The sequence below is a fragment of the Streptomyces eurythermus genome, from assembly GCF_014649115.1.
Taxonomy (GTDB): domain Bacteria; phylum Actinomycetota; class Actinomycetes; order Streptomycetales; family Streptomycetaceae; genus Streptomyces; species Streptomyces eurythermus.
On the sequence record NZ_BMSK01000026.1, the window covers coordinates 104,262 to 119,389 of the forward strand.

Below are 15,128 nucleotides of genomic sequence, written 5' to 3' on the forward strand. Positions count from 1 at the left end.
GAGGGGGGACCGCGGTGCGGCCGGGGTGTCGTGGGAGGGTCGCCTCAGGCCGAGCCGAGTTCGTTGTCGATGAACGCGAAGACGTCGTCGGCGGTGGCGTCCTCGAGCCGTCCGGCGACGGCGACGGCCTCCTCCTGGCCGAGGGCCTGGTCCAGGTCGCCGAGCAGCGACCGCAGGCGGCCGGCGATCCGGCCCTGTTCGATGTCCTCGGCGCTCAGGCCGCCGAGCCGGGCGGCGATCCGGTCGAGGTCGGCGAGGACGGAGTCCACGGAGGAGGTGCCCGCGCCGGCGAGTTCGGTGCCCAGGTGCTGGGCGAGGGCGGCGGGCGTGGCGTAGTCGAAGATGAGCGTGGCGGGCAGCGGCACCCCGGCGGCGGCGCTGATCCGGTTGCGCAGGTCGACGGAGGTGAGGGAGTCGAAGCCGAGGTCGCGGAAGGCGGTGCCCGGCTCGACGGCGTCAACGTCGGCGTAGCCGAGGACGGCGGCGGCCTGGCCGCAGACCAGCTCCCGCAGGGCGCGGTCGCGTTCGCCGCCGGTGAGGCCGGCGAGTTTCGCCGCGAAGTCGTCGGCGGCGCCCGCCTGTTCGGGTCCGCCGGTGCCGGGGCGGGCGCCGGGCAGCGTGGACAGCAGGGGGCTGGGCCGGGTCGCGGTGAAGGCGGGCGCGAACACCGCCCAGTCGACGTCGGCGACGGTGACGGTGGTGTCGCCGCCGGCCAGGGCGCGGCGCAGCGCGGTGAGCGCGCGGGCGGGGTCGAGGAGGGACATGCCCATGGCGCGGGCGGCGGAGCGGACCGTGCCGTGGGCGGCCATGCCGTCGCCGCCCCACGGTCCCCAGGCGATCGAGGTGGCGGGCAGTCCGGCGGCGCGGCGGTGTTCGGCGAGGGCGTCGAGGTAGGCGTTGGCGGCGGCGTAGTTGGCCTGCCCCGCGCCGCCGACGGTGGCGGTCAGGGAGGAGAACAGCACGAATGCCGACAGGTCCCGGTCCGCGGTGAGTTCGTGCAGGTGGCGGGCGGCGTCGGCCTTCGGGGCGAGGACGCGGTCGAAGCGCTCGGGGGTGAGGGCGTCCAGGACGCCGTCGTCGAGGACGCCGGCCAGGTGCAGCACGGCGGTGAGGGGGTGTTCGGCCGGTACGGAGTCCAGCAGGGCGGCCACGGCCCGGCGGTCGGTGAGGTCGCAGGCGGTGAGGGTGACCCGGGTGCCGGCGTCGGTGAGTTCGCGGACCAGGTCGGCGGCGCCGGGGGCGTCCATGCCGCGGCGGGAGGTCAGCAGCAGGTGATCGGCGCCCTCGGCGGCGAGCCTGCGGGCGACGGCGCTGCCGACGGCGCCGGTGGCCCCGGTGACCAGCACGGTGCCGGACGGTGTCCAGGGGGCGCCGGTACGGGCGGGGGCGGGCTCCAGGCGCCGGCCGTAGGCGCCGGTGTCGCGCAGCACGACCTGGTCCTCGCCGCCCGCGTCGCCGAGCAGGGCGGCCAGCCGGGCGAGGGTGTCCGGGCCGGGTTCGGCGGGCAGGTCGGCCAGTCCGCCCCAGCGTTCGGGGTGTTCCAGGGCGGCGACCCGGCCGAGGCCCCACACCGGGGCCTGGTCGAGGCCGGTGACGGCGGCGGCCGGGCCGTGCGCGACGGCGTCGCGGGTGACGCACCACAGCGGGGCGGTGACCTGCGCGTCCCCGAGGGCCTGGACGAGGGCGGCGGTGACGGCCGGCGCGGTGGCGGGCGCGAGCAGCGACAGCACCCCGTCGGCGCCGTCCCGCCCGGCGAGCAGCGCGGCGAGTTCGGCGCGGCCGGCCGTGGCGGTCACGGTGAGCGTGTCAAGGGTGAGGCCCCGTTCGGTGAGCCCGGTCAGGACGGTAGTGGTCCACGGGTCGTCGGTGGCGGGGACGACGGCGAGCCAGCGGCCGCCGCGCGCCGGGGTGGCGGCGGGGGCCAGCGGCTCCCAGGCGACGCGGTACCGCCAGCCGTCGGCGGCGGCGTCGGTCTGCCGCCGCTCGTGCCAGGCGGCGAGGGCCGGTACGACGGCGGCGACGGAGGTCTCGTCGGCGACGCCGAGGGTGGCGGCCACGGCGGTGACGTCCTGGTCGCGGACCAGGTCCCAGAACGGGTCGGCGGCGTCGCCCGCGCGGGCCGCCGCGGAGCGTTCGGCCTGGAGGATGGGGGCGTCCTCCCAGTGCCGGTCGCGGCGGAAGGGGTAGGTGGGCAGGTCGACCTTGCGCCCCCCGGGGAACAGCGCCGTCCAGTCGGGGCCGGTGCCGGTCAGGTGCAGCCGGCAGACGGCGTCGAGGAGGGCGGCGTCCTCGGCGCGGTCGCGGCGCTGGGCGGCGATGACGACGGGCGCCGAGTCCTGGGCCAGGTTGCTGAGGACCGCGTCGGGGCCGACCTCCAGGAAACGGGTGGCGCCCTCGGCGGCCAGGGTGGTGACCCCGTCGTGGAAGCGGACGGCCTCGCGGACGTGCCGGACCCAGTAGTCGGGCGAGGTCAGCCGGTCGGCGAGGCGTCCGGTGACGTTGGAGACGACCGGCAGGGCGGGCTCCCGGAAGGTCAGCTGCGCCAGGACCTCGCGGAATTCCTCCAGCATGGGGTCCATGCGGTGGGAGTGGAAGGCGTGCGACACCTTCAGCCGGGTGGCCTTCTCCACCCGGGCGGCGACGGCGAGCACGGCGTCCTCGTCGCCGGAGACCACCACCGCGCGCGGGCCGTTGACGGCGGCGATGCCGACGCCGTCGGTGAGCAGCCCGGTGACCTCCGCCTCGGTGGCGAGCAGGGACACCATCGCGCCGCCGGCGGGCAGTTCCTGCATGAGCCGGCCGCGGGCGGCGACCAGGGCGACGGCGTCCTTCAGGTCCAGCACGCCGGCGATGTGCGCGGCGACGACCTCGCCGACGGAGTGCCCGGCGAGCAGGTCCGGGCGGATGCCCCAGTGCTCCAGCAGCCGGTACAGGGCGGTTTCGAAGGCGAACAGGGCGGCCTGGGTGTAGACGGTCCGGTGCAGCGGCGCGGGGTCGGTGTCCTGATCCCACATCACCTCGCGCAGCGGCCGGTCCAGGTGGGTGTCGAACGCGGCGCAGATCTCGTCGAGGGCGGCGGCGAACACCGGGAACGCGGCGTACAGGGTGCGGCCCATGCCGGGCCGCTGGGAGCCCTGCCCGGAGAACAGCACGGCGAGCCGGCCGGGTTCGGGGGCCGCCTCGGCGGGCCGGCTGCCGTCGGCGACGGCGCGCAGGCCGGCCAGCAGCTCGTCCCGGTCGCGGCCGGTGACGGCGGCCCGGTGGGTGAACACGGTGCGGGTGGTGGCCAGCGAGTGGCCGACGTCGTACGGGTCGAGGCCGCCGGCCGCGGCGAGCAGCCGTTCGGCCTGCCGGCGCACGGCGTCGGGGCCCTTGCCGGACAGCACCCAGGGGATCACGGGCAGCGCGGCCCGCTCGGGGGCGTCCTGTTCCGTGGCGGCGGGCGGCGCCTCCTCCAGGATGGTGTGGGCGTTGGTGCCGGAGATGCCGAAGGAGGACACGCCGGCCCGGCGCGGGCGGCCGTCGGGGGTGTCCCAGGGGCGGGCCTCGGTGAGCAGCCGGACGTCCCCGGCGCTCCAGTCGACGGCGGTGGAGGGCTTCTCGACGTGCAGGGTGCGGGGCAGGGTGCCGTGGCGCATCGCCATGACCATCTTGATGATGGCCCCGACCCCGGCCGCGGCCTGCGGGTGGCCCATGTTGGACTTCAGGGAGCCGAGCCACACCGGCCGGTCGTCCGGCCGGTCCTGCCCGTAGGCGGCGATGACGGCCTGGGCCTCGATCGGGTCGCCGAGGGTGGTGCCGGTGCCGTGCGCCTCGACCGCGTCGATGTGGTGCGGGGCGAGCCGGGCGTCGGCGAGGGCCTGCCGGATGACGCGGATCTGGGCCGGACCGCTGGGCGCGGTCAGGCCGTTGGAGGCGCCGTCCTGGTTGACGGCGGAGCCCCGGACCACGGCGAGCACCTCGTGGCCGTTGCGCAGCGCGTCGGACAGCCGCTCCACCAGCAGCATGCCGGCGCCCTCGGCCCAGGCGGCGCCGGCGGCGTCGTCGGAGAAGGAGTGGCAGCGGCCGTCGGGGGACAGCGCGCGGCGCTCGCTGAACTCGATGAACATCTCGGGGCTGGCCATGACGGCGGCGCCGCCCGCCAGCGCCAGGGAGCACTCGCCCTTGCGCAGCGACTGGATGGCCTGGTGCAGCGCCACCAGGGAGGAGGAGCAGGCGGTGTCCATGGTGACCGCGGGGCCCTCCAGGCCCAGGGTGTAGGCGATGCGGCCGGAGACGATGCTGCCGGAGATGGTGCCGCCGAGGTAGTCGTGGTGCATCAGGCCGACGAAGACGCCGGTCGGGGTGCCCTTGACGGTGGTGGGGTCGATGCCGGCCCGTTCGAACGCCTCCCAGGTGACCTCCAGCAGCAGCCGCTGCTGCGGGTCGGTGCCGGGCGCGTCCTTGGGGCTGATGCCGAAGAAGGCGGGGTCGCACTCGGCGGCGTCGTGCAGGAAGCCGCCGTGGCGGACGTAGGTCTTGCCGGGGGCGCCGGGCTCGGGGTCGTAGATCGCCTCGGTGTCCCAGCCCCGGTCGGTGGGGAAGTCGGTGACGACGTCGATGCCCTCGTCAACGATCCGCCACAGGTCCTCGGGGGTGCGCACACCGCCCGGGTAGCGGCAGCCCATGCCGATGATGGCGACGGGCTCGCGCTCGCGGTCCTCCAGCTCCCGTACGCGGCGGCGGCTGCGCTCCAGCTCGGTCGTGGCCCGCTTGAGGTAGTCGCGGAGCTTGCCGGCCGTGGCCGAGTCTTCCATCACAGGGCTCCCAGTTCGTTGTCGATCCTGGCGAAGAGTTCGTCGTCGCTGGCGTCGCCGAAGTCCTCGGGCGCCGCGGGCGCGGGGTGCCGGCCGTGGGTGTCCTGCCAGTCGCGCAGCAGCGCTTCGAGGCGGGCGGTGACGCGGGCGTGGCTGCCGTCCTCGTCGGGCAGGGCGTGCAGCGCGGCTTCCAGGCGGTCCAGCTCGGCCAGCGCGGACCGGGCCCGGTCGGCGGGGCCGGGCACCAGCGCGGTCTTGAGGTGGGCGGCGAGGGTGGTGGGTGTGGGCTGGTCGAAGACGAGCGTGGCGGGCAGGGTGAGCCCGGTGGCGCCCGCGAGGAGGTTGCGCAGTTCGACGGCGGCGAGCGAGTCGAAGCCCATCTCCTGGAAGGCGCGCCCCGGTTCCACCGACTCGGGCGAGGGGTGCCCGAGCACGGCGGCGACATGGGTGCGCACCAGCTCCAGCAGGGCGCGGTCGCGGTCGGGGTCGGTCAGCGGGGCCAGCCGGTCGCGCCAGGAGCCCGCCGGGGTGCCGCCTTCGGCGCCGCGTCGCCGGGTGGGCCGGACCAGGCCGCGCAGCAGTGCGGGGACGCCGTCGGTCCGGGCGCGCAGCGCGGCGGCGTCCAGGCGTACGGGCACCAGTACGGCGTCCTCGCCGCCGGGGCCCGTGTCGAGGGCGCGCAGGCCCTGGGCGGGGGTCAGGGGCGGCAGGCCGAGCCGGCGCAGCCGTTCCAGGTCGGCGGCGTCGATGCCGGAGCTCATGCCGTCGGTGCCGGACCACAGGCCGTAGGCGAGGGAGACGGCGGGCAGGCCGAGCGAGCGGCGGTGGGCGGCGAGGCCGTCGAGGAAGGTGTTGGCGGCGGCGTAGTTGGCCTGGCCGCCGCCGACCAGCAGTCCGGCGGCGGAGGACAGCAGCACGAACGCGGACAGGTCCTTCTCGCGGGTCAGTTCGTGCAGGTTCCAGGCGGCGTCCACCTTGGGCCGCAGCACCCGGTCCACCTGGCGGTCGTCCAGGCCGGCCAGGACGCCGTTGTCGACGACGCCTGCGGCGTGCACCACGGCCCGTACGTCGTGTCCGGCGAGCAGCGCGGCCAGCTGGTCGCGGTCGGCGGCGTCGCACCGGGCGACGGTCACCTCCGCGCCCGAGTCGCGCAGCGCGTCGGCGAGTCCGGCGGCTCCGGGGGCGTCCAGGCCGCGCCGCCCGGCCAGCAGCAGGTGCCGTACGCCGTGCGTGGTGACCAGGTGACGGGCGATCAGCGCGCCGAGGCCGCCGGTGCCGCCGGTGATCAGGACGGTGCCGTCCGGGTCCCAGGCGGGCGGGGCGCCGGGCTTGGCGCGGGCCAGCCGGGGCAGCCGCACCTCGCCGTCCCGCACCGCGATCTCCGGTTCCCCGGCGGCGAGCGCGCCGGCGAGGGCCGGTGCGGGGTCGGCGCTGCCGTCGCTGTCGACCAGCAGGAACCGCCCGGGATGCTCGGCCTGTGCCGCGCGGACGAGCCCGTACAGGGCGGCGTGAGCGAGGTCGCCGGCGCGCAGCAGCACGGCGAGCCGGCGCCCGGCGTACCGCTCGTCGGCGGGCCAGGAGCGCAGCACGTCCAGGACCCCGTGCACCCGCGCGCGCACCAGGGCGGGCAGGTCGGGTACGGCGTCGGGGGCGGGCGGTACGGCCAGCAGGACCAGGTCGGGGACGGGGCCGGCGGCGGTGAGGGCGGCGAGATCGGGGTGGTGGGGGACGTCGGCGCCGAGGAGGCCGGAAACGCGGTCCGGACCTCCGCTCTCGGGGCCGGTGTCGTCGTGGCCGAGGCCGCACACGGCCGTCGCGGGCAGGGCCGGGGCCGTCGCGGCGGGCGCCGGGACGAGGTCCACCCGGTACAGCGGGTCGTCGCCGTCCCCGGCGAGCTGGTCGGCGGTGACCGGGCGGGCCACGAGGCCGCGCACGGTGGCGACGGGCGCGCCGGCGGCGTCGGCCAGGGTGAGGGCGACGGAGTCGGGGCCGGAGGGGGTCAGGCGCAGGCGCAGGGTGTCGGTGCCCGGCGCGTGGAGGGTGACACCGGCCCAGGCGAACGGCAGGACCGCCTGGCCGTCGGGCAGGTCCAGCAGGTTGACGTGCAGGACGGCGTCCAGCAGGGCCGGGTGGATCCCGTACCCGGCGGCGGTGGCGCGGGCGCTGTCGGGCAGGGCCGCCTCGGCGAACAGCTCGTCCCCGCGCCGCCACATGGCGCGCAGGCCCTGGAAGACCTCGCCGTAGCCGTAGCCGGTGCGGGCCAGGGCGGGGTAGAGGCCGGCCAGGTCGACGGGTTCGGCGTCCGGGGGCGGCCAGTCGGTGAGCCCGGCCGGGTCCGTGCCGTCGGCGGAGGTGAGGACTCCGGCGGCGTGACGGGTCCAGGGGGCGTCGGGGGTGTCGGCGCGGCGGGACCAGACGGTCAGCTCCCGCTGTCCGTCCCGGTCGGGGCCGACGGCGGCCTGGACGGCGAGGGCGCCCTGCTCGGGCAGGATCAGCGGGGCGTGCAGGGTGAGTTCGCCGACGGTGTCGCAGCCGGTGCGCTCCGCGGCCTGGAGCGCCAGTTCCACGAAGGCGGTGCCGGGCAGCAGCACGGTGCCGTGCACGGCGTGGTCGGCGAGCCATGGGTGCGAGGCGCGGGAGAGCCGTCCGGTCAGGACCGCTCCCCCGCTGTCGGGCAGGTCGGTCGCGGCGGTCAGCAGGGGGTGGCCGGTGGCGCTCTGCCCGAGGCCGCCGGCGTCGCCGCTGCCGCCGGTGCCGGCGTCCAGCCAGAGGCGGCTGCGCTGGAAGGCGTAGGTGGGCAGGGTGGTCGGCCGGGCGTGGTGCGGGGCGAAGAAGGCCGCCCAGTCGACGTCGGTGCCGACCGCGTGCAGCCGGGCCACGGCCGTGACCAGGTCGTGTTCCTCGTCGCCGGCGCGGCGCAGGGCGGCGATGGTCACGCTGTCCTCGGGTACGCAGTCGGCGGCGAGCGCGGTGAGGGCGGCGTCCGGGCCGACTTCGAGGAACGTCCGCACGCCCAGGTCGTGCAGGGTGGTCAGGGCGGGGGCGAAGCGGACGGTGCGGCGGACGTGGTCGACCCAGTAGCCGGGGGTGGTGAGGTGCGCGGGGTCGGCGAGGGCGCCGGTGAGCGTGGACACGAGGGGGATGCGGGGCTCGGCGTAGGAGCAGCGGGCGGCGGCCTCGGCGAAGCCGGCGAGCATCGGCTCCATCAGCGGCGAGTGGAAGGCGTGCGAGACGGTCAGCCGCTTGCCGCCGCCGAAGCGGGCGGCGAGGGCGGTCACGGCGTCCTCGGCGCCGGAGATCACCACCGAGCGCGGGCCGTTGACGGCGGCGAGGCCCACCGTCGCGTCCAGGTGGGGGGTGATCTCCTCCTCGGTGGCGCGCAGCGCGGCCATGGCGCCGCCCTCGGGCAGGGCCGCCATCAGGGTGCCGCGGGCGAGGACGAGCCGCACGGCGTCGGGCAGGGACAGCACCCCGGCGGCGTGGGCGGCGGCGATCTCGCCGACGGAGTGGCCGGCCAGGTAGTCGGGGGTGACGCCCCAGGACTCCAGGAGGCGGTAGAGGGCCACTTCGGTGGCGAAGAGGGCGAGTTGGGCGTAGTCGGTGCGGTTCAGCAGGCCGCTGTCGTCGTCGAGGGCGTCGGCGAGCGGCCGGTCCAGGTGCGGGTCGGCGAGGGCGCACACCGCGTCGAAGGTCTCGGCGTACACCGGGAAGGCCCGGTGCAGGGCGCGGCCCATGCCGGTGCGCTGGGCTCCCTGCCCGGTGAACAGGAACGCGGTCCGGCCGCCGGTCCGGGTGAGCGGGGTGGCGGCGGTGAGCGCGGCGAGCAGTTCGGCGGTGTCCCGGCCGACGGCGACGGCGCTGTGTTCGTGGCGGGCGCGGGTGGTGGCGAGCGACAGTCCGAGGTCGGCCGGGCGGGCGCCGGGGTGGGTGCCGAGGTGGTCGCGCAGCCGGGCGATCTGCGCGGTGAGGGCCTGGGGGGTGCGGCCGGAGACGATCCAGGGGACGCTGCCGCCCTCCCGGGCGGGCGAGCCGGGTGTGTCCTCGGCCGGTTCGGGGTCGGCGGGTGCCTGTTCGAGGACGACGTGGGCGTTGGTGCCGCTGATGCCGAAGGACGAGACGGCGGCGCGGCGGGGCCGTCCGGTGGCGGGCCAGGGGCGCCGCCCCAGGGCCAGTTCGACGGCTCCGGCGCTCCAGTCCACCTGGTCGGTGGGCGCGTCTACGTGGAGGGTGGGCGGCACCTCGCCGTGCCGCATGGCCAGCACCATCTTGATGACGCCCGCGACGCCCGCGGCGGCCTGGGTGTGCCCGAGGTTGGACTTGACCGAGCCGAGCAGCAGCGGCCGCTCGCGGTCCTGGCCGTAGGTGGCGAGCAGCGCCTGGGCCTCGATGGGGTCGCCGAGGGCGGTGCCGGTGCCGTGTGCCTCGACCACGTCGACGTCGGCGGGGGTGAGCCCGGCACCGGCCAGGGCCTGCCGGATGACCCGCTGCTGGGAGGGGCCGTTGGGCGCGGTCAGCCGGCTGCTGGCGCCGTCGGAGTTGACCGCGCTGCCCCGGATGACGGCGAGCACCGGGTGGCCGTTGCGGCGGGCGTCGGCGAGCCGTTCCAGCAGCAGCATGCCGGCGCCCTCGCCCCAGCCGGTGCCGTCGGCCGCGGCGGCGAACGCCTTGCAGCGGCCGTCGGGGGCGAGCCCGCGCTGCCGGCTGAAGTCGACGAAGGTCTCCGGGGTGGACATCACGGTGACCCCGCCGGCCAGGGCGAGGGAGCACTCGTCGGACTGCAGCGCCCGTACCGCCCAGTGCAGGGCGACCAGGGAGGAGGAGCAGGCGGTGTCGACGGTGACGACGGGTCCTTCGAGCCCGAAGGTGTAGGCGACGCGGCCGGAGGCGATGCTGGCGGCGCTCCCGTTGGCCAGATAGCCGTCGAGGTCGTCGGGGACGGAGCCGAGGCGGGTGGCGTAGTCGTTGTACATGACGCCGGCGAACACGCCGGTGCGGCTGCCGCGCAGGGACGCGGGGACGATGCCGGCCCGTTCGAAGGCCTCGTGGGAGGTCTCCAGCAGCAGCCGCTGCTGCGGGTCCATGGCGAGGGCCTCGCGGGGGCTGATGCCGAAGAAGCCGGGGTCGAAGTCGGCGGCGTCGTGCAGGAATCCGCCGGTGCGGGCGTAGGTCTTGCCGGGCCGGGCCGGGTCGGGGTCGTACAGGGCGTCGACGTCCCAGCCGCGGTCGGCGGGGAAGCCGGTCACGGCGTCGGTGCCGGTCGCGACGAGGTCCCACAGTTCCTCGGGAGTGGTGACGCCGCCGGGGTAACGGCAGCCGATGCCGACGACGGCGACCGGGCCGTGTGCGCGTCGCTCGTTCTCGCGCAGCCGTCGCCGCGCCTCGCGCAGGTCCGCCGTCGTCCGCCTGAGGTAGTCGAGCAGTTGCTCTTCGTTGTTCACCAGCGCGCCATCCGATCGGGATCGAAGTGAGGGCCTGGGCCGTGCGGATCGCCTCCGGACGGTTGCCGGTCCGCTTCCCCTTTCGATTTCGGAGGCTAGGCAGGGGGTGGTGACGCACGACACCCCTAGGGCCCCCAGGGGCCCTCGCGACGGCTAAGGGGTCCCCGGGTGACGACGGCCGGCGCGGGGCCGTGGCGGGGTCATCCGCCGGCCGTGGTCACGGTGGACAGCCGGTAGCTGCCGGCCAGTTCCCTGACCTCCACCGAGACGACCGCCTCGGGCACACCGGCCGCGCGCAGGTGTCCGTCGGCCAGGGCCAGTACGCGCTCGGACAGGCGGGCCCGCTGGTGGTCGGGACGGCCGGCCAGGAGGCCCACCTCGATGTGCAGGAAAGCGGTCTCTCCGTTCGACATGTCTCCGACGTATGTGTCCACCGGCCGGACCAGCGTCTTGCACACGCCCGTCGATCCGGATTCCTCCAGGACTAGCGGATGCAGCTCCTTCACGAGAACGCTCGCGTCGAGGACTCCGGCCAGACGGGAGGAGTAGTCGATGGTGAGGTGCGGCATGCGGGACCTTTCATCACACTTCCTAGTTTCTCAAGGCAACTATTTTCTCTCACGGTGTCCGGTCCCCCGCGCCCGCCCCGGCATCGCGGCCCGCTCCCCCGGCTCACATAGGTTGTGCGCATGATCGAGGACCGGCCCTCATGGCCGCGTGGGTCGCCGTGGTCAACATCGCCCTCGTCACCGCCTGCCATGTGCTGCTGCCCGCGCGCTGGGCGGTGACGGCGATGGCCGGGGCGTACACGCCGTCGTACGCGATCGGGCTCCTGGTGACCGTGCGGCTGCTGCGGCGCCGGGCCGGCGGACGCCTCGACGACGGCACCCTGCGCCGCACCTACGCCAAGCTGCTGGTCGCCGCGGGCCTGGGCGCGGCCCTGGGCTGGACGGTGGCGCGGCTGTGCGGCACCCGCCTCGGCACGGGCACCGCACCCACGACCCTCTCCCTGACCGCGGGCACGCTGACACTGGCCGTGGTCCACCTGACGACGGCCCGCCTGCCACGGGTCCCGGAACTACGCCGACTGCCTGGGCTGCGCTGACTCGGCCGGGGGGAGGGGCGGGGGTACGGGGCTGTGCCGGGAGACGCCGGGACGGTTCGGAGACCCGGGGGCGGACCGGAGACCCGGGGATGGCCCGACGACCCGGGGACGGACCGGAGACCCGGGAACGGCCCGACAACCCGAGAACGGACCGGAGACCCGGGAACGGCCCGACAACCCGAGAACGGACCGGAGACCCGGGAACGGCCCGACAACCCGAGGACGGCCGAGAGGCACCGGGACAGACCGGAGAAGCCAGACGGTCCGGAGATCAGGCACGGCCCGGAGACCCGGGGGGCGCCCGGGAGGCGCCGGTACGAGCGTGAGACCCGGGACCAGCCGGAAGGCGCCAGGACGGCCGGAAGCACAACGCGGCCCGCCCGCGCCCACGCGACCGGCCGAACCACCCAGAGCCAGACACAGGAACAGCCGGAAAGGGCCCGAACGACGGGCCCCACACCGACGAGACCACCGAAAGGGCCGGGAGACGCGGGAACGTCCCGGAGAAGCCCGCGACGGTCCGGGACCCGGGGGGCGGCCCGGAGACCCGGAGGGCGCCCCGGAGACCCGGGAACAGCCGGAAGGCGCCAGGACGGCCGGAAGCACGACGCGGCCCGCCCGCGTCCACGCGACCGGCCGAACCACCCAGAGGCAGGCACAGGAACGGCCAGAAGGGGCCGGAACGACGGGCCCGACACCGACGGGGCCGGCGGGAGGGCCGGGAGACGCCGGGACGGCCGGACGCGCGGGGAGGCCGGACGCGCGGGGAGGCCGACGGGGCCGGCGGGGCGGCAGGAGGCATGCCGTGCCGCCGGAACCGTGTGGACGGGCGGTCAGGGGGTGCCGGGGTGGTCGGCCGCCGCCCGTTTCAGCAGGGAGTTCAGCAGGTGTATGTCGGGCCTGCGGGCGGTGCCCGAGCGGCTGACGGTGAAGACCGTCCGGCTGACCGGCCTGGTCAGCGGGTGCAGGCTGACCCCGGGGGCGTCGTCCGGGACGGCGAGCCGGGGGGCCAGCGCGACGCCCGCGCCGGCGGCGACCAGGGAGGTCAGGACGGCGAAGTCGCTGCTGCGGACCCGGATGTCCGGGACGAACCCGGCGGCACCACAGGTCCGCTGGATCATCTCGTAGCAGGAGGTGTCCGGCGCGGGTGTCAGCCAGGGCGCCTGGGCGAGCGCGGAGAGGTCCGCGGGCGCCCCGGGGGCCAGCCCCAGCCGGTCGGCGTGGTCGAGGCGCAGCACGGCCACCACGGGGTCCTCCATGAGGGCCTCCTGCTCGCTGCCCGAGGGGAAGTCGCGGGGCAGTACGGTGTAGCCGTGGACGACGGCCACGTCGATCTCCCGCTTGTGCAGGGCCTGGAGCGCGTCACCGGGTTCCAGGACGGTGAGGTGCAGGGCGAGCCGGCGCGACCACTCGTCGTCCTCCTCGGCGAGCGCCCGGTACACGGCCGGGAACAGGGTGCGGGCGGCCGAGGCGAACGCGGCCACCCGGACCTGTCCGCGCCGGCCGCCGCGCAGCGCCGCGAGGTCGGACTCCGCGGCGGCGAGGTCGCCGAGGACCACCTCCGCGTGGGCGACCAGCAGCTCGCCGGCGGTGGTCAGCCGCAGCGTGCGTCCGTGCTTCTCCACGACGGGCAGGCCGGCCTCCCGTTCGAGGACGGCCAGCTGCTGGGAGACCGCCGGCGCGGTCAGATGCAGGGCCTCGGCCGCCGCCGCGACGGTGCCGTGGATGGCCAGGTGGTGCAGGATCCTGAGCCGACGAACATCAAGCATCATCACATCTTACGCTTTACATAAAGAAAGCTAACTGGACCTTCTTGTTTCCGTCTCGGCATCGTAGAGGAATGCGCACACGGTTCGCCTCCCCCCGCTTCCTCGCCCTGGCCGGCACCGTCGTGCTGTGGGCGTCCGCGTTCCCGGCGATCCGTGTGGGGGTCGGCGGACTCGGCCTGGCGGCGCTCTCGCTGCTGCGGCTGGCCATCGCCGCCGTCGTCCTGGCCGCCATCGCCCCGTTCGCCGGGGTCCGGGTGCCCCGGCGCAGGGACCTGCCGCAGATCGCGCTGTGCGGGCTCACCGGCATGACCGCCTACCAGGTGCTGCTGAACTGGGGCGAGATCCATGTCGAGGCGGGCACCGCGAGCCTGCTGATCGCCGTCGCTCCCGTGTTCAGCGTCCTGCTGGGCAGTGCCTTCCTGGCCGAACACATCAGCCGCAATGTGGCCATCGGCAGCGTCATCGCACTCGCGGGCACCGCCGTCGTCACGCTGAGCGACGGGGTGTCCGGGTTCACCGCCGCGTCCCTGGTGGTCCTGGCCGCGGCCGTCGTCCAGGGCGTCTACCACTTCGCCAGCAAACCGCTGCTGCGGCACTACACCGGGCTGGAGGTGGCGACGTACGCCATGATCGCCGGCACGGTGTTCGCGCTGCCGCTCGTACCCGCGACGGCCCGGGCCATGACCCACGCCCCCCTGGACGCGCTGCTGGCCGTCGCCTTCCTCGGGCTGCTGCCGTCCGCCCTGGGCTTCGTGATCTGGGGCTACGCCGTCGCCCGTCTGCCGCTCGCCGCGTCCACGGCCGCGCTGTACCTGGTTCCGCCCGTCGCCCTGCTGGTGTCCTTCGTCTGGCTCGGCGAGATCCCGCACCCGGTCGAACTGCTCGGCGGCGCCGTCGTCGTGGCCGGCGTCGTCCTGATCAACCGCCGCTCCGGCCCGCCGGCGCGCTCCCGGGCCGTCGCCGGGCGTACGGCCCACACGAAGCACACGCACGAACACACCGACGAGCCCTCCATACGCCGCTGACCCACCCGGCCCCGACGGCGCGACACCGAGCCGAGAGCGTCAGACCCTCACGCCCCGCGCGATTCGGTACAGCACGTTCCGACGCAGTGGCCCTTCGGGCACGGTGGGGTCGTCGAAATCGTCAGCCGGGTCGCGGGTCATGCCGATCCGGCGCATCACCGCTCGGGAACGGAGGTTGGCAGCAGTCGTCACCGCAAGGATCTCGGGGAGTTCGAGCGTCTCGAAGCCGAAGGCCAGGCCGGCCCGGGCGGCCTCGGTGGCGTAACCCCGGCCCCAGGCCGAGCGAGCGAGCCTCCAACCGATCTCCACCCCCGTGAACGGCATGCCGTCATCCACCTGGTCCAGGCCCGCGAAGCCGATGAACTCGCCCGTGGCCTGCACTTCGACCGCCCACCATCCGTAGCCTCGCTGATCGAACTCGGCCTGGAACCGCGCCACGGAGGCATCGCTCTGTTCACGGGTGAGCAGGTCGCCCAAGTGCTCCCGAACCTCGGGATCGGCATTCATCGCCGCCCAAGGTTCAAGGTCGGAGTCTTGCCATCGACGGAGCAGGAGGCGATCGGTACGCACTTCAGCCATGCTCCCCAGCCAACGTGAGCGCTGCCCCCAAGGCAATCCGTTTTGGCCGGGCCTGTGTGATGCGCTGTGCCTCGCGCCCATGGCCGTGGCACGGCGCGGTGGGTGGGGCCGGGCCGTTGTCGTGAAGGGGGCGAAGTCCGGACGGCGCCGTCATCTCGTTTGGCCGGCTCGGGTCATGGCGGGATGATCTGGCGGTCGACGCCCGGCAGCGCGTGGTGAAGCGTGGGGCTCTGACAACTTCGACTTCGACGGCAAGGAGCGTTTCTTCACGATGCCCGTACAGCCCGCACGCCCTGAGCGCGGTGGTCCCGGGACCGCCTCGGGCATGGATGTCCCGCCGTTCAAGCCCTCTCTCGTCAAAGCGGTGTTCAGGGACGTGACCCCGCTGCACGTCTCCCGGTCGGCCGCGTGGGCCG

Annotated in this window: 7 protein-coding genes; 2 read left to right on the forward strand and 5 right to left on the reverse strand. The window is 75.5% G+C overall.

Annotation, left to right across the window (positions count from 1 at the left end; all coding sequences use genetic code 11):
• Positions 1–44 precede the first annotated feature (44 nt).
• From IE251_RS35580 to IE251_RS35590, 3 genes are all read right to left on the reverse strand, one after another.
• Positions 45–4,796 (reverse strand): type I polyketide synthase, encoded by a 4,752-nt coding sequence (locus tag IE251_RS35580; protein WP_189757076.1) that lies wholly within the window; start codon positions 4,794–4,796, stop codon positions 45–47.
• Complete coding sequence (locus tag IE251_RS35585; RefSeq protein WP_189757077.1) at positions 4,796–10,234, reverse strand: type I polyketide synthase; 5,439 nt, start codon at positions 10,232–10,234, stop codon at positions 4,796–4,798. Before IE251_RS35585 ends, IE251_RS35580 begins: the two co-directional genes overlap by 1 nt.
• Positions 10,235–10,434: 200 nt before the next feature.
• Positions 10,435–10,803 (reverse strand): 5-carboxymethyl-2-hydroxymuconate Delta-isomerase, encoded by a 369-nt coding sequence (locus tag IE251_RS35590; protein ID WP_189757078.1) that lies wholly within the window; start codon positions 10,801–10,803, stop codon positions 10,435–10,437.
• A gap of 140 nt (positions 10,804–10,943) precedes the next feature.
• Here IE251_RS35590 and IE251_RS35595 point away from each other — a divergent pair, with 140 nt between their 5' ends.
• Positions 10,944–11,339 (forward strand): hypothetical protein, encoded by a 396-nt coding sequence (locus IE251_RS35595; protein ID WP_189757079.1) that lies wholly within the window; start codon positions 10,944–10,946, stop codon positions 11,337–11,339.
• Positions 11,340–12,172: 833 nt separating this feature from the next.
• Here IE251_RS35595 and IE251_RS35600 read toward each other — a convergent pair.
• A complete protein-coding gene (locus tag IE251_RS35600; protein WP_189757080.1) occupies positions 12,173–13,108 on the reverse strand; it encodes a LysR family transcriptional regulator in 936 nt (311 codons plus the stop codon).
• Positions 13,109–13,179: 71 nt separating this feature from the next.
• Here IE251_RS35600 and IE251_RS35605 point away from each other — a divergent pair, with 71 nt between their 5' ends.
• Complete coding sequence (locus IE251_RS35605; protein ID WP_189757081.1) at positions 13,180–14,133, forward strand: DMT family transporter; 954 nt, start codon at positions 13,180–13,182, stop codon at positions 14,131–14,133.
• A 39-nt stretch (positions 14,134–14,172) separates the two neighbouring features.
• On the opposite strand, the gene IE251_RS35610 is transcribed toward IE251_RS35605, so the two are convergent.
• Positions 14,173–14,712: a GNAT family N-acetyltransferase gene (locus tag IE251_RS35610; RefSeq protein WP_189757082.1), complete on the reverse strand. Its 540-nt coding sequence runs from the start codon at positions 14,710–14,712 to the stop codon at positions 14,173–14,175.
• Positions 14,713–15,128: the final 416 nt, after the last annotated feature.

Excerpts from the sequence above, each read along its gene's own strand:
- IE251_RS35580 (WP_189757076.1), bottom strand. The coding sequence starts at position 4,796 with ATGGAAGACTCGGCCACGGCCGGCAAGCTCCGCGACTACCTCAAGCGG.
- IE251_RS35590 (WP_189757078.1), bottom strand. The coding sequence starts at position 10,803 with ATGCCGCACCTCACCATCGACTACTCCTCCCGTCTGGCCGGAGTCCTC.
- IE251_RS35595 (WP_189757079.1), top strand. The coding sequence starts at position 10,944 with ATGGCCGCGTGGGTCGCCGTGGTCAACATCGCCCTCGTCACCGCCTGC.
- IE251_RS35600 (WP_189757080.1), bottom strand. The coding sequence starts at position 13,108 with ATGCTTGATGTTCGTCGGCTCAGGATCCTGCACCACCTGGCCATCCAC.
- IE251_RS35605 (WP_189757081.1), top strand. The coding sequence starts at position 13,180 with ATGCGCACACGGTTCGCCTCCCCCCGCTTCCTCGCCCTGGCCGGCACC.
- IE251_RS35610 (WP_189757082.1), bottom strand. The coding sequence starts at position 14,712 with ATGGCTGAAGTGCGTACCGATCGCCTCCTGCTCCGTCGATGGCAAGAC.